12 protein-coding genes and 1 pseudogene are annotated in these 19,722 nt (G+C 45.0%); 6 read left to right on the top strand and 7 right to left on the bottom strand.

From position 1 onward, the window contains the following. Positions 1–148: 148 nt before the first annotated feature. Positions 149–1,519 (bottom strand): nucleotide 5'-monophosphate nucleosidase PpnN, encoded by a 1,371-nt coding sequence (gene ppnN, locus OW491_RS17035; RefSeq protein WP_075172663.1) that lies wholly within the window; start codon positions 1,517–1,519, stop codon positions 149–151. A gap of 118 nt (positions 1,520–1,637) precedes the next feature. Then, positions 1,638–2,381, bottom strand: a pseudogene (gene cobB / locus OW491_RS17030) (Sir2 family NAD+-dependent deacetylase); the annotation flags it as partial. Positions 2,382–2,523: 142 nt separating this feature from the next. Here cobB and OW491_RS17025 point away from each other — a divergent pair. The 3 genes from OW491_RS17025 to OW491_RS17015 all read left to right on the top strand — a co-directional run bounded on the left by OW491_RS17025 (position 2,524) and on the right by OW491_RS17015 (position 6,607). Beyond that, positions 2,524–3,912 carry a PhoH family protein gene (locus OW491_RS17025; RefSeq protein ID WP_075172665.1) on the top strand — a complete coding sequence of 463 codons (1,389 nt, stop codon included), beginning with the start codon at positions 2,524–2,526 and terminating at the stop codon, positions 3,910–3,912. A gap of 174 nt (positions 3,913–4,086) precedes the next feature. Then, on the top strand, positions 4,087–4,368 hold the full coding sequence (yidD, locus tag OW491_RS17020) for a membrane protein insertion efficiency factor YidD (protein WP_178969026.1): 282 nt from the start codon (positions 4,087–4,089) through the stop codon (positions 4,366–4,368). A gap of 40 nt (positions 4,369–4,408) precedes the next feature. Continuing rightward, positions 4,409–6,607 carry a sodium:solute symporter gene (locus OW491_RS17015; protein ID WP_290037077.1) on the top strand — a complete coding sequence of 733 codons (2,199 nt, stop codon included), beginning with the start codon at positions 4,409–4,411 and terminating at the stop codon, positions 6,605–6,607. A 44-nt stretch (positions 6,608–6,651) separates the two neighbouring features. Here the strand turns inward: OW491_RS17015 and OW491_RS17010 are convergent, their stop codons facing one another. Further along, complete coding sequence (locus OW491_RS17010) at positions 6,652–7,515, bottom strand: mechanosensitive ion channel domain-containing protein (protein WP_075172667.1); 864 nt, start codon at positions 7,513–7,515, stop codon at positions 6,652–6,654. A 182-nt stretch (positions 7,516–7,697) separates the two neighbouring features. On the opposite strand from OW491_RS17010, the gene OW491_RS17005 reads away from it, so the two are divergent. After that, on the top strand, positions 7,698–8,270 hold the full coding sequence (locus OW491_RS17005) for a TIGR04211 family SH3 domain-containing protein (protein WP_075172668.1): 573 nt from the start codon (positions 7,698–7,700) through the stop codon (positions 8,268–8,270). 69 nt (positions 8,271–8,339) lie between these two features. On the opposite strand, the gene mqo is transcribed toward OW491_RS17005, so the two are convergent. Beyond that, positions 8,340–9,833 (bottom strand): malate dehydrogenase (quinone), encoded by a 1,494-nt coding sequence (gene mqo, locus OW491_RS17000; RefSeq protein ID WP_075173534.1) that lies wholly within the window; start codon positions 9,831–9,833, stop codon positions 8,340–8,342. Positions 9,834–10,362: 529 nt separating this feature from the next. On the opposite strand from mqo, the gene OW491_RS16995 reads away from it, so the two are divergent. Both OW491_RS16995 and OW491_RS16990 read left to right on the top strand, forming a co-directional pair. Continuing rightward, positions 10,363–10,605 carry a GrxA family glutaredoxin gene (locus OW491_RS16995; RefSeq protein WP_075172669.1) on the top strand — a complete coding sequence of 81 codons (243 nt, stop codon included), beginning with the start codon at positions 10,363–10,365 and terminating at the stop codon, positions 10,603–10,605. 42 nt (positions 10,606–10,647) lie between these two features. Next, on the top strand, positions 10,648–10,803 hold the full coding sequence (locus tag OW491_RS16990; protein WP_178969029.1) for a hypothetical protein: 156 nt from the start codon (positions 10,648–10,650) through the stop codon (positions 10,801–10,803). Between the two features lie 151 nt (positions 10,804–10,954). Here OW491_RS16990 and recD read toward each other — a convergent pair whose 3' ends face one another. Genes recD through recC form a run of 3 tightly spaced genes read right to left on the bottom strand, consistent with a single transcriptional unit; the run spans position 10,955 to position 19,705 of the window. Next, the gene (gene recD / locus OW491_RS16985) at positions 10,955–12,817 is read right to left on the bottom strand and encodes an exodeoxyribonuclease V subunit alpha (protein ID WP_290037076.1); all 1,863 of its coding nucleotides are present in this window, start codon (positions 12,815–12,817) and stop codon (positions 10,955–10,957) included. After that, positions 12,801–16,436: an exodeoxyribonuclease V subunit beta gene (gene recB, locus OW491_RS16980; RefSeq protein ID WP_290037075.1), complete on the bottom strand. Its 3,636-nt coding sequence runs from the start codon at positions 16,434–16,436 to the stop codon at positions 12,801–12,803. Before recB ends, recD begins: the two co-directional genes overlap by 17 nt. Beyond that, complete coding sequence (recC, locus tag OW491_RS16975; RefSeq protein ID WP_290037073.1) at positions 16,433–19,705, bottom strand: exodeoxyribonuclease V subunit gamma; 3,273 nt, start codon at positions 19,703–19,705, stop codon at positions 16,433–16,435. The genes recB and recC overlap by 4 nt, the downstream gene beginning before the upstream one ends. Between the last annotated feature and the right edge of the window lie 17 nt (positions 19,706–19,722).

The raw sequence follows: 19,722 nt of genomic DNA, 5'->3' as shown, positions 1-19,722 counted from the left end.
ATATACCCGTAAACACCCCAATTGTCATAAATACGCACTCAAGATAAGTAAACAAGCACCAATAAAGGGCAATAAAAAAGGCTCTCGCCAGTCGATAGACAAGCTATCCTCCGTTGAGAACCTATTCATTATTGACACCTAGCGCGCCCTAGCGAACAACTTTATAGCAAGGGACATACTCTTCGTGATTAATCTTCATGCGGTGCTGGTCAACGAACGATTCCAGTAGATGATCCAGTGACGCCATAATATCTTTATCGCCTGTAAGCTCGAATGGGCCATGTTTACGAATCGCTTCCACACCAGGCTCCTTAACATTACCAGCCACGATACCTGATAGCGCCCGCCTTAATTGGGCAGCCAAAATATAATCCTCTTGCCCTCGTTTAAGATTGAGAGTAGCCATGGCCTCATGGGTTGGCTCAAAGGGAAGCTGGAATTCTGGCGGAATAAAAAGCTGCCAATTATAGTGAAATGATTCATCGGTTTCTTTGCGATGAGCTAATACAAGGTCTAAGCCTTCTCGCATTCTTACAGCAACTTGGTGCGGATCATCGACAATGATTTCGTAGCGTTTAGTTGCATTCTCACCAATCGTTTCCCGAATAAACTTATCCACGGTTTCGAAATAAGCCTCGCTTCCTTCTGGTCCAGTAAAAATTAATGGAAACGGTATATCCTTATTACGAGGGTGCAGCAAAATACCCAACATATATAGGATTTCTTCTGCGGTTCCTGCGCCGCCAGGAAACACTATAATACCGTGCCCTAATCGCACAAACGCCTCAAGACGCTTTTCAATATCCGGCAACGTAATTAATTCGTTTACGATTGGGTTGGGTGACTCAGCCGCAATAATGCCTGGCTCAGTAAGGCCTACATAGCGTGGGTTTAGCACACGCTGTTTAGAATGCGCAATGGTCGCACCTTTCATCGGCCCCTTCATCGCTCCGGGACCGCAACCGGTACAAATATTTAAGCGGCGCAAACCAAGCTCGTAACCGACTTTTTTCGTGTACTGATATTCTGGTCGCTTAATTGAGTGGCCGCCCCAACACACCACCATGTTCGGCTTAACATGCGGTTTCATTGCATCAGCATGGCGTAAAATATGGAAAACCGTGTTCGTGGTTCTTTCCGAAATATCATCTGTGTCACAACACAAATCGAGTTCATCACCGACATACAGCAGATCTCGCAACACAGTAAACAAATGCTCACGTATACCTTGAATAAGCTCGCCTTCTACAAACGCGGTTGCTGGTGCATTAATCAACTCAAGCTGCACCCCTTTGTGTTTGTGTTTGATATGAATATCAAAGTCTTTGAAACGATCCAGTACTTGGCTGGCACTGTCCATTTCACTACCTGTGTTGAGTACAGCTAATGAGCATTGACGAAACAAACGATATAAGCCGCTATTGCTTTTATCCTGTAACTTAGCGACTTCATGCGGGGAGAGAATATCTAAACTTTCCAGTGGCGTTACACTGGTACTAATAAACTGCTCGGTGATCATACAGCACCACCTCCATCCTTAAAGAGATACATATGGGAAAAATACTTAACTAACCAGTTACAACATAGAACAGATTTAGACTCAGGTATATCCTTTAATAACATTAACTTAAAACTTATCATGTCGACCTGTCTAATATTTGCTCAACCAAACGAGGTACTTCTTCACTCGCTAAACCGTATATATGCTGATCAAATAACGATTGTTTATGAGTAGGCTCCAAGTTTATTTCTACTGTATGTGCTCCAGCGGCATTAGCCACTTCAACAAACCCTGCGGCGGGATAGACATGACCAGACGTACCAATCGACAAAAACAAATCACACTGGTCAAGCGCTTCGTAGATATGCTCCATGCGCATTGGCATTTCACCAAACCAAACTATATCAGGCCGTAATGTACCTTCTAACCCACAACACATACACAGTGTTGACGGGCTGATTGGAGCGGTTGTTTTATAAACAAACCCTGACACTTGGCATCTAACATTAAGCAGCTCCCCATGCATATGTATCAAGTGATGACTCCCCGCTCGTTCGTGAAGATCATCCACATTTTGCGTCACCAATAAAAAATCGCATTCACACTCAGATTCTAGGTAAGCCAACGCATGATGAGCGGCATTAGGCTGCAGCTCATCCTCACTCAATTGAGCCCGACGAGCATTATAAAAACGATGGACCAAACCCGCATCGCGTTTGAAGCCTTCAGGGGTAGCCACATCCTCAATGCGATGCTCCTCCCATAGTCCATCACTGGCTCTAAAGGTTTTAATACCCGACTCAGCCGAAATACCCGCCCCTGTTAACACGACAATAGACTGGGGTGATTTAAGCGACATACTTGCGCTCCTCCTTTCTTGGTACTTACATCGATACTCTCTAAACCTTTGTTAAATTTATTGCAATGGCATATTGACCTTCGCTTGTCCAAAGTAGACTATCATGAGTAAGTGATTTGCAAATAATTACTTACCCCCTCAGGGCCGCATAAGGATATAGCCGATGAGTGCTACTAAACTCTATATTCTCGATACCAATGTCCTCCTTCACGATCCACGGTGTTTGTACGAATTTAAAGAGCAAGATGTCTGCATTCCCATGACTGTTCTAGAGGAATTGGATGACATCAAAGACCGCAAAAAAAATGTTGCCCAAGAGGCACGCGTAGTGATCAGAGCGATAGATGATATACTCTCTACTGCTACAACCCCCTCGCAAATAGCCAAAGGGGTCCCGATCACACTCCCCGGAAAAGATCGAGAAACAAAGCTGGGTAAGCTCAGTGTGTTTCCTGATCATGAGCTCACCGTCCGGCAAGGTTTTTTGCCCGATATAAAAAACAAAGACAACCTCATCATCAACTGCGCTCTCCACCTCCAATCAACAACCACCCACCGCGAAGTCGTTTTAGTCACCAAAGATATCAACATGCGCCTTAAGGCCATGGGCGCAGGTCTCGAAAAAGTAGAGGATTACCGTACCGACCAGCTCGTTTCTGATATCGAACTGTTACCCGCAGGTCACATGCATTTAGATGGGACTTTTTGGGAACAAGTCACTGAAGTGAATAGTTTCCAAAAGGATGGGAACACTTACCACAAAGTCGCCCGCTCCCTCTTACCAAACGCCTACGTCAATGAATATATTTATGATGACACAAAGGACTTCGCTGCCCGTGTTACCAGCATTGATAGCGATGAAATAACACTTATCGATTTAAACTATGATCGGTTAATGCAGCAAGAGTGCTGGGGAATATCGCCCATTACTATCTTCCAAGCTTTTGCTATGCAATCGTTAGTCGATCCGGAAATAGATTTGTGTGTTATAAACGGGGCTGCCGGTTCGGGAAAAACGTTACTGGCGCTAGCGTGCGCACTAGAAATGGTGATAGAGCAACAGCGCTTTAACAAGATAATCGTGACTCGATCAACGCCGCCGGTAGCTGAGGACATCGGTTTCTTACCAGGAACCGAAGAGGAAAAAATGACACCTTGGCTCAGTGCTATCCATGACAACTTAGAAGCCATGCATGAAGGCGATGAAAGACCGCAAAGCAGCGTAAAGTACGCCATTGAAAAAGCGAACATTCAGTTCAAGTCTCTCAACTTCATTCGCGGACGCAGTATTCAAGACGCTTTAGTTATTATTGATGAGGCACAAAACTTAACGCCTTCTCAATTAAAAACGATTATCACACGCTGCGGCAAAGGCACAAAAATGATCTGTTTAGGCAACTTAGCTCAAATAGACTCTAACTACTTAACCGCTTTAACGTCAGGCTTAACGTATCTCGTTGAGCGTTTTAGAGGTTTTGAAGGCTCTGCCAATATTCATCTTGAGGGGATCTTCCGCTCTCGTCTGGCTGAATATGCCGAAAAAAATCTCTAAAGATTGCCCCTTCAATTTAAACAACCGCTTTTTAAAGAGGGTCCCACCCTCTTTAAAAAGCAATCATCGATGCTTGAGCAAAAGCCGATATCTATTGCTAATCTTCAACGTATAATAAAGTTTCTTAATGAACATTTTGAGGCTCTGCCTAACCAGCAGAAAGGTCTAACGTACATGATTTCGAAATTTCGCTGGGCAATCAAGGCTTTGCTCGTTGGCTTAGTTCGCATTTACCAAATTGCGATCAGTCCATTGCTAGGCAACAACTGCCGCTTTTACCCCAGTTGCTCTAGCTATATGATTCAAGCCATTGAAGAGCATGGTATTTTGAAAGGCTTGTGGCTTGGTACAGTCCGCCTACTCAAATGTGGCCCATGGCACGAAGGCGGGATGGACCCTGTCCCCGAGAAAAGAAACCAATGTGATTGTCATACAAAATCAAAGCTAGATAGCTAAACTAGTTACCAACACCAATGATCGCTGACTGGATAAACACATGTTTTCACCTGCCATTGTTGTAACAGCTGTCGTCATTTACATGCTCTGCTTATTTGCAGTTGCACAAGTCGTTGAATATCGTGTCGCTAAAACAGGCCGAGCGATTAAAAGCCCTTGGGTTTTCGCCCTTTCATTGGCTGTGTACCACACTTCTTGGACTTTTTACGGTAGCGTTGGCTTTGCCACTACGTCAGGGCTGTTGTTTATGGGGATTTACGCAGGCGCACTCATCGGTATTTTATTTTGGTGGGTAACTTTACGTAAGATGGTCGCCGTTAAAGAAGATTTTCGTATTACCAGCATTGCTGATTTTATCTCAACCCGATACCGACGCTCGCAACGCATTGCCGGGTTAGTCACCCTCATTGCACTAATAGGTAGCGTTCCTTACATTGCGCTTCAACTGAAAGCAGTCGTCAACTCATTTGAAATAATCACTTACGATCATGATTCGCCTTGGGCTAATAGCGGATTATTTGTAACCCTACTTATGACAGCTTTCACCATTGTGTTTGGTGTTAAACGCTTAGACCCAACCGAGCGCCATCAAGGAATGATGGGGGTATTGGTCGTTGAGGCATTCGTCAAAATTGTCGCTTTTGCTGCTGTCGGCTTGTTCGTCTGTTATGTCATGTTTGATGGCTGGAGCGATATTGCTAACCAAATCCGTATGAACGGTCTAGATTATCTAACCAGCCCAACGGCAACACCTAATAGCGCTAGCATGTGGCTCACGCTTATCATTTTAAGTTTTTCGGGCATTTTACTGTTACCCCGTCAGTTTCACGTTGCTGTTATCGAGAATACCGATCAAAAACACATCAAAACAGCGATGTGGCTTTTCCCTGCTTACATGATACTGATTAATTTATTTGTTGTTCCGATTGCGGCGGCTGGCTTATTGCTCGACCTACCTAGCGAGAAAGCTGACTTTTTTGTCCTGCTACTACCTCAACTGATTGATAACGACCCTTTGACGATGCTCGCCTTTATAGGCGGGTTTTCCGCAGCGACCGGCATGATCATCATTACCACAATGACTTTATCGACAATGGTCTCAAACCATCTCATCTTGCCGATCATCGAGCTCACGCCTAAAGCACAAGTTATGCGCAGCTACTTATTACAAATTCGCTGGTTATTAGTCGCTGTCATTATTTTTGGTAGTTATTGGTTCGAGCTTGAATTTAGTGACTCTTATATCCTTGTGGCTATAGGACTACTCTCGTTTGTTGCCATACTTCAGTTCGCGCCGGCTGTATTTGGCGGCATTTTCTGGAGCCGCGCTAACAGTGCGGGGGCTTTTTCTGGCCTACTTGCCGGCTTTTTGGTCTGGTGCTACACCCTTGGTTTACCTACGTTTATTAAGCAAGGATGGCTACCACCAGAGATACTAATAAATGGCCCATGGGATATTTATTGGCTACGGCCCGAAGCACTCTTTGGGCTTGACCACTTTACGCCCGTTACGCACAGCGTTATCTGGACGTTAGGCGTCAATATCAGCGTTTATGTAATTGGCTCATTAATTTATCACCCTAATAAAGAAGAGCGGACTCTTACGACCGAATTTATGGCCGCGATGCGACCTGTACAGCCCAATCGCAAAGCACGTCCTGCGGGTCTAGATGCTTACATCCCACTGAATGTTAAATTGGAAGAAGCACAAACACTGCTCAGGCAGTACATTAGCGGAAATAAGGCCCACGAGGCCGTTTTCAATATTGCTGATGATTTACAAGTGTTAAACAAAAGCCATATTACAATCATCGAGCTCATGGAGTTCCACCGTATGCTTGAGCACATGCTTGCTGGCTCAATTGGCGCAGCCAGTGCGCACAGTGCAATAGAGCAGCAAGTCAGATATAGCGACAGAGAATCCAGTGAACTAAAAGCGCTATACAGTCATATTGTTACCGGCTTAAACAACCAAGTTACTTATGACCCAGAAACCAAAGACCCAGAAGATAGCGTAATACCTAACGGGTTCGGCATGATTTCCGATTTGCAAAACCAAATAGACTCGCTTGAAGCCTTATCAACTGATCAAAAAAGAATGCTCATAGAACTAGAAGCGAAACTAGAGTCTCGCTATGAGGAAATCTTTAAATACCGAATGGAAGCACAACGTTTGGGCAAAGAAAATGAAGATTTACGCCAACAACTTACGACGCTTTCGCGTACCCCTGAAAGCTAAGGTAAAAAAACGGAGCTAAAGCTCCGTTTTAAACAATGCACAGACTAGTCTTTAGGTGAGTTAGCTGCTGATTCTTCTTTAATTAAGTGCACATCCATTTGCGGGAATGGAATGCTGATGCCTTCTGCATCAAAACGTAATTTCACTTTTTCCATGGTATCTCGATAAACATCCCAGTAATCCGATGTTTTAGCCCATGGACGTACAACAAAATTAACACTGCTATCGGCTAGCTCTTGTACAGCAACAAGAGGAGCGGGTTCAGATAGTACGCGCTCATCCGTTTCTACAATTTCTTTTAGAATTGCTTTAGCTTTAAGAAGATCAGAGTCATACCCAATCCCAAAAACCATATCAACACGGCGCGTATCACGGCGTGAAAAGTTAGTAATGACGTTGCCATAAATAGGGCCGTTTGGAATGGTTACTTCACGACCATCACCCGTGCGCATGATTGTATTAAAAATAGTAATGCGCTCTGCCGTACCAGAGATACCGTTTACCTCAACAAACTCACCTTCTCTAAAGGGACGGAAAACTACCAGCATAACGCCCGCTGCAAAGTTTTTGAGGGAATCTTGCAAGGACAAACCAATTGCTAAACCGGCTGCACCGACTAACGCAATTAATGAAGATGTATTAACACCTAACTGATCCAGCGATGCCACAATTACAAAGAGCAATAACAAGGCATACATAATAGACATAACAAAATTGACTAGCATGCTATCCATTTTTGTTTTGCCAAGCAGCTTATTGATCACCGCCAAAATAATACTGATAACTAATCGGCCAATGATAAAAACAGCTAAGGCCATCACAATATTTATGGCCCAAGGCACTATGTAATCATTCTGTAATCCTTCGATTGTGCTCGGGTCAAAAAAATTCTGAAACAACTCGTCCATACCAACTCCATATTAAATTCAAATAATTACCACTTTACCACGTTGTTTACGGCCAATTAAGCAAACTAGATACGTGGAACTTTTTTTTTATCTTATGTTCTTACGTATCGGAAAAGGTAAAGGTCTGGCTCATTTCAGAGGAATCAGTACAATGTTAGACCTCTAAAAGGATGCTCTACAGAATGAAGAAAACAATGATAGCTGCGTGCTTTGCACTCGCGGCCTCCACCTCCTATGCCCAACCGGGGCATATTGCCGATGATGTATATGTATTTATTCACGGTGGACCTAGCAACCAGTACCGTATTACGGGACGAGTCCGCAGCGGTTCTGCGATAGACATACTGAAAAAAAGCAGTGATGGTAAATTTATTCAAATTCGCACTAGCACTGGCAAAGTAGGCTGGGCGGATGCCAACAATGTTGAAACGGGTGACAGTACACTGGCTCGTATGCCCAAACTTGAAAGTGAGCTAGAGAAAAACCAATCACTTATCAGCGAACAAACCACTGAAATTGCGACGTTACGGTCTCAGTTAGATATGTTTGAATCCGAAAACAGCACGTACTCAGGCCAACTAAGCAAACTACAAGCCGAAATCAAAGATCTGAATCACCAAATTGATAACATGGACGAGAGCAACCTTATGCGCTGGTTCACCTATGGCGGCATGGTAGCATTAGGGGGCGTTTTACTGGGGCTATTACTGCCTTACTTCCCGAAAAAGAAAAAGCGTAAGGACGAGTGGTACTAATCGCTATAAGCACAAAAAAGCCGACGTAACGTCGGCTTTTTTAGTTACGGGGCAACCCGCTATAAGTTATTACTCGTAATTCTCATCAAGCTTTAATGTTTCCAGTGAGTATTTACGAACAGTTCTAAGCAACTCTGGGTTCTCGATAAGAGATTGTCCGTAAGAAGGTATCATCTCTTTCATCTTAGCTTGCCACTCTGGCGATGCCATTCGGTCAGCGAAGCAGCGCTCTACCAAAGTAACCATCGTATCTACAGCAGTAGATGCACCTGGAGAAGCTCCTAGCAAAGCAGAGATAGATCCGTCCTCAGCAATGATCACTTCGGTACCAAACTCTAATTTACCGCCACCAGCGGGGTCTTTTTTGATGATCTGCACGCGCTGACCAGCATAAGACAACGTCCAATCTTCATTTTTGGCGTCAGGGAAAAACTTACGTAGCGCGTCAACGCGAGAATCATGAGATTGCAACACTTCGCTAATCAAGTAACGGGTTAAATCCATGTTGTTTTTACCCACAGACAACATAGATTTAATGTTATCCATTTTCACACTTTTCGGAAGATCAAAAATAGAACCCTGTTTTAAGAACTTCGTAGTAAAGCCTGCAAAAGGACCAAACAATAGCGCTTTTTCACCATTAATGATGCGAGTATCTAAATGAGGAACCGACATTGGTGGAGCACCAATCGGTGCTTTGCCGTAAACTTTCGCTAAATGCTTGCTAACAATTTCTGGCTTTTTACAGACTAACCACTGACCGCTTACCGGGAAACCACCGTAGCCGTTCCCTTCAACTATGTTCGACTTCTGTAACAGCGGCAATGCTCCACCGCCCGCGCCTAAGAAGACAAATTTAGCAACCACGGTTTCATGCTGACCGGATTTAAGATCCTTAATCTCTACTTTCCACTGTCCGTCAGGTTGCTTGACTAGATCTTTTACTTTACAACCTAACTTCATCGCAAAATTTTCTGAGCGATTCAGGCATTCAGCCATGTTACGCGCTAGCGAGCCAAAATCGACATCTGAGCCATAGCGTACACGCGTACCAGCTACTTTCTCATCAGGGCTGCGGTTTTGCATAACCAACGGCATCCATTGGCGCAATACCTCTGGATCTTCGCTGTATTCCATATCCTTAAACGCTACGGTTTGGCTTAACGTTTCATAACGCTTTTTAAGGAAGGCCACATTCTCATCACCCCAAACGAAACTTTGATGAGGTGTAGGATTGATAAACTGACGTGGAGTAGGAAGTGCTCCTTGTTTAACAAGGTATGCCCAAAATTGTAAGCTGACTTCAAAAGCCGTATTAATCTTAAACGCTTTTGTGGTGTCAATTGAGCCGTCTTTCAACATCGGTGTGTAGTTCAGCTCGCAATAAGCGGCGTGCCCTGTACCTGCGTTGTTCCAACCGTCTGTACTTTCTTGTGCTACATGATCCAGTTGTTCCACCATCATCATGTCAAGAGAAGGGTCTAGCTGTTTAAGGAGGGTTCCAAGTGCTGTGCTCATTGCACCTGCACCTACTAACAATACATCAACCGATTTAGCCGTCATCTCGATTTTCACCATTTATGATATAAATATGGGATTCGATGTACACAGATCCATGAAATATGGTGAGGGATTAGCCTTGTCATATTGCACTGCAGCGAAGCTTTTGGCATCACAGCGATATGTGCACTGCCTCAGTATATTCATACGCAATCAAACGCGCGTAAACAAGTAAATGCTTACTATTACTCAAGCTCAATGGCGCTGAATTATACCCAATCTGAAATAAATGTCTTATGAATTTATCTGCTAACTATTTAACCATTCGTCGTATATATAACCCTACATAATATAGGTACAAAAGTACTAGTCGAATACCTAATTCATTAATTTTGAATACTTTTTCATCAATTTTTAGATAACTGATGATGCCACGCTCTACCCTACTTGCCCATAAGTTATCTACACACTTATACACAAGATAAGTGCATAAGTTTCATCATAGGTTTTTCCAATTAGCCATATAAAGATTAGTCATTGGCCTCATCCAAAGGTTTCCTGCTTTAATATAATTAATTCAAAGGAGACAATTATGGAACGTATTACGATTTTTGGCCGTCCAGGCTGTGGTTTTTGCACACGCGCAGTGCAATTATGCAAAGATAAAAATTTTGACTTCCGATATGTAGACATTCATGAAGAAGGCATCACGAAAGCTGATTTGGAAAAAAGCGTCGGCAAACCGGTAGAAACAGTGCCACAAATTTTTCTTGGCAAGGAACCTATCGGTGGCTACACCGAATTTGCAAAAAAAGTTGCTGAAATGGGTGTCTAGGGTCTAAAGTGTAAGTTAAATAAATACTAACGAGGTGAAGACATGATCTTAGCAACAATTGCTTTTATTGGCGCTTCCGTAGCTGTAGCGGCGTTTTTAGGGAAAATATTGTTTGCGGAACATCAAAATCATCAAGGATCATTACAGCCTATTCGTATCAAAAGTGACGAAAAAAGGCCGGTAAAGCGTCGCCGTTAAGTGGAATCGGAACTAATTGCACTTTTTTCGCTTTTTGCGAATACATAATTTCACTATCACTCGTTAGTTGCTCGACATTGAGCAAATAACAAACAAATTAAAGGTAACTGGCAGCCAGTTACCTTTTTTAATGCCCTTCGCACCCTTTTTACTAGGGTGTAGGCTCAATTGACGCGGTTGGGCCCGAGCCGTTCCACAATCTCGCAGCAAGCCCGCTCATCCTAATTGTAGGTGAGCACGCCGCTTTCTCTAACGTCTCAATAGACCCCCACACATTACATTGCTTTTTAGCGCGAGTAATACCGGTATAGACAAGCTCTCGACTGTTTACTTGGCTAGTCGGCGTGAGCACAAGCGTAACTTGATCGAACTCTGAGCCCTGACTTTTATGTACAGTCATTGCAAAAACCGTTTCATGGCTCGGCAAGCGACTGGTTGAAAAGCGCACTAGTTTGCCTCCTAAATCAAACCAGACTTTTAAGCGGCCAGTTGCCTCATCCGGCAAGGCGACACCTATGTCACCATTAAATAAGTTTAACGCGGGCTCATTCCGGGTAATCATAACGGGACGCCCCGCATACCAGCGTCCCTTTCTGCTAATGCGTTGTAATGCTTCAAGTTGTAGCTCAAAGGCTTGGTTAATCGCTTCTACACCCCATGGGCCACGTCTTAGGCCACACAGTACTTTAAAACGATTGAAAGCCAATAGCACAGAAGCTGGTGCTTGCTGCTCGCTCACGGCTTTTAAATAGTCGGTGTAACCTTGCTGCATATGTTGAAGCAACGGTTTTACATGATCATCCTGCATAGGTAATAAATGAATATCATCATACCCTTGCGCAAAAGCCTGACGCACCGCACGACGGTCACCGCTGTTAACCGCTCTAGCCAAGGCACCTATACCGCTGTTCGCTGAAAAACGATAACTGCGCTGTAATAACGATACGGCATCAGCAAACGTTGAAGGCATACCTTGTTCAACCGGAACACCACACGTTTGCAGTAACAATTGCTGCATTGCAGGGGTTTTAACACACCTGGCTGGCCTTGCGCATAAATCGCCCATCACGCTGCCCGCTTCAACTGAGGCCAGCTGCTCTTTATCCCCTATCAGAACTAAGCGTGCCTGCTCAGGTAATGCCTCTAGCAGGCTCGCCATTAATGGAAGGTCAATCATGGAGGCCTCATCGACCACTAACAAATCTAAGTGCAGCGGGTTATCAGCATTATATTGATAATGATGCACATTAGGTCTGGCGCCGAGTAATCGATGCAATGTGACCCCTACATCGGGTATCAGGCTGGTAACACTTTCAGGAACAGATAACTGGTGCTTCGCCTGTGCAATAGATTCTGACAAACGGGCCGCCGCTTTACCCGTTGGAGCGGCTAGTCGAATAACGGGGTGAATATCAGGGTTGTGCTCAAGCACACTTTGCAGATAGATCGCCAACATACGTGTTACAGTGGTTGTTTTCCCTGTACCCGGCCCACCACTAATCACAGAGACACGCTGTGCTACAGCCGTTGTCGCCGCTACTTTTTGCCAATCAGGCTGCTCATTTGGTTGAGCAAATAATGCCTGTAAATGCACCGTCAGTTGCTCAGGATTAACAACCCCCTCACCTGCTAGAGAAAGCAGTTTACGTGCTACTTGGCACTCATACTGAAAATACTGGTACAAATACACTCGGTCTTGATTCAACACTAAAGGAGTCAGCTCGTCGCCAGTGCCTAAAACAGTTTCATCCACTAACGCCGACATACTCGCCGTATCTGAAGGTAAAAGCGCTCTCAAAGGCTCTCTAACACTCATCGGCCAATACGCAATGAGTCCCATCAGCGAGTCAATCCGAACACAAATGTGACCGTCCCCTAAATGTCGACTTACAATAGCGGCCAGAGCAAGCAATGACTGATTGACGCTAGGATGCTGTTGCTTCAACCAACGAGAAAAGTGTAAATCAACTGGGCGTATGAGCCTTAGCTCTAATAACTCATCCAGCAATTGCATGTGTTACACCTTCTGTAAACAGTTGATCCAAAGCCTCTATAAGCGCCTTTTTAGGCTTGGTGAAAAATACACCATTCCCGGGGTGCTCAGCGTGTAGCCCCCGTAGAAAGAGGTAATATACACCGCCTATGTCACGATCATAGTCATAGCCGGGCAAGCGCACTTTGAGCAATCGATGCAGTGCCAACGTATAGAGCACATATTGAAAATCATACCGATGCTCGCACATTGCCTCCTCCATCGCCGCTGTTGAATACTCCTCAACCTGGTCACCTAAATGGTTCGATTTATAGTCCAATACATAATACTGTCCACGGTGGCGTAACGTTAAATCGATATAACCTTTGAGCATGCCTTGTACGGTTTCAAACCGGAGATCTCCCGCCTGCTTCGCAAGTGGGTCATACTTTGCGAGTAAACGATTAACTACGCCGGCATGAATAGGTTTAAAGGGAATAATAAATTCCATTTCGACCAGTCGGTTTTCCAAACTAATATCTGCAAGGCAAAAATGATCGGGGTTAAGCGGTATACGCACGGCGGCTAACAAATAATCCCTCAGCACAGGCACCCAGCGCTCATCATAGCCTGCCAGCGGCAATTGATCGGTTAACACCGCCTCGGCGGCTTCAGCCGTTAGTTGGCTGAAATCAATTTCTTCAAATAAAGTATGTAAAAACGTACCCGCTGTGGCACCTCTGGGAAAGGTGAAGATACTGTCCGGCGGCTCAATCAAATCTTCTAATTCTGCATCAAACAATGAGGCCGACCTCGGCTCCGATGTCACGTTTTCTGGTGAGTATGCCCCGTCAGTGTTGTCGTTTTCAGACTCATGAATCACCTCCAAATCTAGATGCAACTCTGATATTGGCTCAAAGTGATTCGAAGGCGGCGCTTCATGCCCCACATGATCATGAAAACGACTCAGTGCCGAATAACTGCTCATCCGCCAATCTCGCTCTACGGGCGCACTGAATATTCGCGCTTGATAGACAGGCTTGGAGGAATCGTTGTCGGCAAACATATCCTGCGTGCTAGGTATCTGTACCATCTCAGGAGGAGAATCAACCCTGAAGCCTTTTTCGGCATTGGACAATTGCTCTAAGCCTTCTTCAAGGCTGGATTGAGACATTAAAAGATATCCCAGAGCACTTTTTTCAGTAGTGCCCTGCTTAGAATTGCCATAACGTATATTGCTAACGCCTAAAAAGCAGGCATGCACAGCCCGAGTCACAGCCACATAAAGTAGACGTAAATCTTCCGCTAAGCGCTCTTTTTCAACTTGCTCTTTAACATCGTCATCCGGCGCCAAATCAAAAATAGTTTGCCCAGCGTCATTGTGGTACAAGGCACCACTGGCGGCTCGATAACGGCAGATAAAAGGAAGATACACGAGCTCATACTCTAAGCCTTTGGACTTATGAATCGTAATGACGGTAACGCGAGAACGGTCGCTTTCTAGACGCAGCTGCTGCTCAGCTGAATTATGGTTTGGGCTATGCAGATGCTCAGTAAGCCAACGAATAATGCCTTGCTCCCCTTCAACCTCCTGACTTGCCTGCTGCAAAAGCTCAGCCAAATGCAAAAAGTCTGTCAAGCGCCGTTCTCCTTGGTCAGCTTGCATTAACCGGGAAGTGAGGCCTCGTGTGGCTAACAAATGATGCACCATAGGCAATACACCTAAACGCAGCCATAACTGACGATACTCAATAAACTCGTCAACGAGTTGCTCCCACGCCAACTCGTCTCGGATAAGTTGATCGATATCAGTCATGGACAAACAAAACAACCCAGTGGCTATCGCTGCTCGCAGTTTACGCTCGTCAGTAGGTTCTAATACAGCTTGCAAAATAAACAGCATTTCGCTGGCTTCTACTGTGGTATACACACTGTCGCGGTTCGACAAAAAAACAGAGGCGACACCTTTGTTACGAAGAGCCGATTGAATTTCGCCCGCTTCTCGGCGATCCCTTACCAGCACAGCTATATCGCCCGGTTTAACTTGCTTGTCACCTATTGTGTAGCGCTGATCGTTCAATACAGTTGCAATATGGCTGGCCGTAGACTCTGCAAAATTTGATAAATAATCGCGAGTCTGTAACAGCTCTGAGCTTAACCACGCGGTTAACGCAGGTTGTGGCTGACCATCAAACAGAAACGGTTGTTTGTCAGCTTTACCGGCAGCCCTTACGGGCACAAAAGGAATATCATCCGAGTAGATAAAGGGAGCGTCTGACTGCTCAAACAGTGTATTGGTTGCGCACACCATGGCGCTAGATGAACGCCAATTCGTTTCTAACGTGTAATGCGCATCTACCGACCGTCGCGCTTGCATATAAGTAAAGATATCCCCCCCGCGAAACGCGTAAATCGATTGTTTTGGGTCACCAATCATTAAGAGTGCAGTCGCTGGGTCGGTATAAATATCACTAAAAATTTGGTACTGCAGGGGATCGGTGTCTTGAAATTCATCGATCATTGCAATGGGATACTGATGACGAATGGTCTCCGCCAGTTTGCTTCCTCCAGAAGCTTGTAGCGCACTGGCAAGCCGAGTCAACAAATCATCAAAGGCCAACAGCTGATGCCTTGCTTTTTCGTATTGTAAACGGCCCCGGATACGCTCCAATGCGATCGACTCAATCACCCCTTTAATAGGGACTTCTGCCGTTAGCATCTGCTCAATGCTATCGAATACGGGATGGGTTGGGGCTGTTTTCCCTTCAGGTGTATTCGCGTGTAGCTCGCTAGTTCTAAAATAATTCAATTCATTTAACGGCAGTTTTGCGAACTCATTATCCACAAAAAACGCTATTTTCTCTAAACGCCCGGGAACATGATTAGATCTGTATTTTGCTTTTTTAATGCCAGAGGTGGCGATAATCTCAGCTAGATCATCAGTATTACTACGCCAAACCTGTTTAAAAGCCTCTCGGGCTTGCTGAGAAACTGCCCACTCCGCTTCAAGATCAAAATGACTATAGTCTGGCTCTACAGTCACATTGCTCATGCCCAATAAGCTCTTTATCGACTTTAATAAGACCTCAGGGGTTTTAAATTCATCTAATACCGCATTAGCTAAGCTACCTGTAAGCGGATACACCAAATTACGCCATACATCGAGTAGAGCTTGGCGCACTAAGGGTGCATCATCGGGAGTAAGCTCTTGATTAAAGAGTGCCCCACTCTCAAAAGCATGCTGTTTGAGCATGCGCTGACAAAAACCATGTATGGTAAAAATGGCCGCTTGGTCCATTTCAGCCGCAGCCAGCTCCATTAACCTAGCTTTTTCACGATGATTATCCGTTTGTGCAAGCAAGCTTTGCAAAAAAGGGTCCGATGTTTCACCACTCATAAACGCTATACGCGCTTCACGTATGCGTTGCCGTATACGGTCTCTCAGTTCTTGAGTAGCGGCTTCTGTAAAAGTCACTACTAGAATTTGCTCAACGCCCAACGGGGTATTTTCTTGCGCTTGTTCGCCTCGTTTACCCAAGCCAAGTAATAATCGAAGATAAAGTGCCGCTAGTGTAAACGTCTTGCCCGTTCCAGCACTGGCTTCTATTAAGCATTGCCCCTGAATAGGCAGTGTAACGGGATCTAGCAGTTGGGTTTTCATTCTTGGTTTAGCTCCAAATAGCGCGCCATCCCATCAAACAAGGCTCGTTGGTTTTTCAATAACCCCGGCTCGAAATGCGCCCATTCAGGGTAACTACGTTGAACATAAAGGCTCGCCCATTCACCGGATTGCGTACTTTCAAATTTTTCACGGGCCTTTTTAAGTACAAACTCTTCCCCCTTACCAGCCAAATCTAAGAGAAAATAACCCGAATCAGGTAGCCAGCTAACCGGAAAGCACAAGCCATCAACATACGTTGTTAACAAACGAACTAATTGCTCTTTCGCTTCGGCACTAGGAACGGGTTGCAACTTAACTAGATCGCTTAACCCTCGAAAATAAGTAGGCTTGTCATAGCCTGCAGCACAGGTTGCCAAATGTTGAATCCAGCTAGCAAAAACATGCTTTCCTGACACTTTAACCACATCAAACTTTAGAAAATGATCAGGATACGATTGATCTATCCATCCCTGAAGCGTGAGCGATTGCTGGCTTGTTAATTGCAAATTTAAGTCAACCTCAACCCGAGTCGGTTGAGAAGTTGTCATGAACGGTTGAAGCTTTTCGTGTAGTTCACTGACATCCTTAATCCGCTGGGCTAACTCTCTTTGTCCAGCAATACCCACCGGTAGCAGACCCGTTTGTGTAACAAACTCGCCAACCTTGGCTAAGTCATTTTGATTTAATGATGCCGTCAGAAGTTGCTTTCTGAGTAGATAGTTAGACAAGCCGGCGGACTCAAAAGGCTCTTCTTCACTCAGCACATCAGCCTCTGTACTAAAGAAAATTTGCAATCGCCTCTCAAAGAAGAAGCGGATGGGGTCACGATAAAAACGTATTAAGTCAGATAGCTCTACTACCTCTAGCTCGGGGGGATCTAGTTTTCGTGTCAGAAATGACGTCACAGGAGAACTTTCGTGGGCCGACAGCCATCGTTCGTTATAGCTGAACAAGCGCTCACTCTCGTCGGGCAGAAAATACGATGCGCTATAAGCGGTTAATGGATGCACCGTCGTGATCTCCTTGATGAGATCACCCGAGGTAATGTGGGAGTCTGATGCCGCACCATACGCCTGATCACAATATTCCAACAGCTCACTTACAAGCACAGAAGGAACCCGTGGGCTATTATCAGCAATAGAACGGCCAACATAACTGATATATAGAATATCGCGCGCGGACAGCATCGCTTCTAAAAAGAGGTAACGGTCATCATCTCGGCGCGAACGATCCCCTTTGCGCGGGTGTTCAACCATTAAATCAAACCCCATTGGCGGCAGCGCACGAGGGTAATCGCTATCATTCATGCCCAAAAGACATACCACTTTAAACGGAATGGCGCGCATTGGCATTAACGTACAAAAGTTAACCTGCCCTGATAAGAAACGCTGTGTCGATCGTTGGTTACCTAAATGTTCCTTCAGGTAATCCTGAATCACTTCAGCTGGTATAGCAGCTTGGTAGTGCACTTCACTGATCGTTTCGCGCAATGATTCTAACGCTTTATAGATCAATTCCAGTGCTTCTTGGTCTCGTTCATCTGCCACGTATAAACGATGAGTTAGCGCATGAACCTGTTCAATCCACTCATTTGCCGTTAAAGACTGAGCGAATAACAAGCGAACATCAGACAATACCTGTAGAAAAGCCGCTAATTGACCTAATGCAGCCGATGATATCCCTGTGACCCCACCGTAAGGCGCAATGGACTGCCAGAGATCTTCAACATCTCCCATGGCATACCCACAAAACAACCGATCCATACCAAATTGCCAGCTGTTTTGATGAAAAGATACCCCGTCTAAGTCTTCGCGGGATTGTGAATCTAACCCCCAATGAATACCAGACTCATCAACCCAACGGCGAAGCTGTTCGAACTCCGCAGCAGATAAATCAAAGCAACGTAACGTCGCTGGAAGCTCTAGTAAGTCTAAAATTTCAGGCGCACCGAAACGGCTTTGATTAAGTGATATAACACTCAAAAAATTTGCGATAAGAGGAATTTCTTGATCTGCAGAGCGATCCGAAATGGAATACGGCAAATACGCATGCTCAGAAGCATTACCAAACACCGCATCGATATAAGGAGCATAACTGGCCACATCTGGCATCATCACAATAATATCGCGAGGTTTCAGTGAGTCATCAGCCTCAAACATGGCCAGCAATTGATCCTGCAAGACTTCAACCTCTCGCATAGCACTGTAGTTTGAATGGACTTGAATGCTTTTATCCTGGGCAAAGCTTTGAAAGCTAAAATCGTCACTTTCGGATGCACAAGTACGGTTGTGTAACTCAAGAATATCCGATTGCACTGCATGTAATAGCGAATCGTAATGCGGCTCACCGAACAACCCTACTTCCTCTAAAGACATCTGCTGGATCATATGGAGATAATCCCGGCCTAACTTACCCATCGAACTGAGTAATGGATGCCCAGAATCATAATGATGACTCTCAGGATCAATCCCTTTCCCTAACCAAAGCCGGTTTAGTTTAGCGAGATAACTTGGGTCGATAATATCACCCCAGTAATGCCGGCACGGATTGGCAATCATCAGATGAACATCAACCGTGTTCCCTAATGCTACTAAGGCTTCCAAGTAGTTTTGCGGTAATGCCGATATACCAAAAACAAAAATGCGAGGAGGAATACCTGCCAAGTCTGATGTGCGAGCCGACAGTGCTTTAACGAAGGTTTCATACATATTGGCTCGATGCCAATGAGGTAAACCCCGGGCTTGCGTATCAGCAACAAGAGCCCGCCATAAAACAGGCTGCCACGCATCATCACCGGTTGCCGGTTCGCTACTACCTGATTCCCAGCTAGCTATCCAGTCTGGACGGTATACAAGGTATTGATCGTAAAGGTCCGCTATTTTGACACACAGGTGGTAGTGTCTAAGCGGGTTGCTATCTTGTTCCAAATACGAATGCAGGACTTCAAAACCTGAGTCTTTAATCACATTTGGTAAAATGCGCATCAAAACCCACGTCATCGAATCTTTATTGTACGCCGAACGTTTAGGAACATCGTCCAAAACACTAACAAAAACTTTCCACAGAAAGCTTGCCGGTAACGGGAACTCTATATTGGCGGCTATGCCCAGTTGCTCCGCCAACTCCAACTTGAGCCACTGCGCCATGCCTGGACTTTGCACAAGAATTTGATCAGGTAAAAATGGATCATCAAGCGGCGAACGCTTGACCATTTCAACCAATAAATCACGTAAGTGATCTAGCGCGTTAGAGTGATAAACATACAACATGCAAGATCCCTTTGAAG

Source organism: Neptunomonas sp. CHC150, assembly GCF_030397555.1.
Taxonomy (GTDB): Bacteria; Pseudomonadota; Gammaproteobacteria; order Pseudomonadales; family Balneatricaceae; genus Neptunomonas; species Neptunomonas phycophila.
This window is presented reverse-complemented; position numbering and strand designations above follow the sequence as displayed.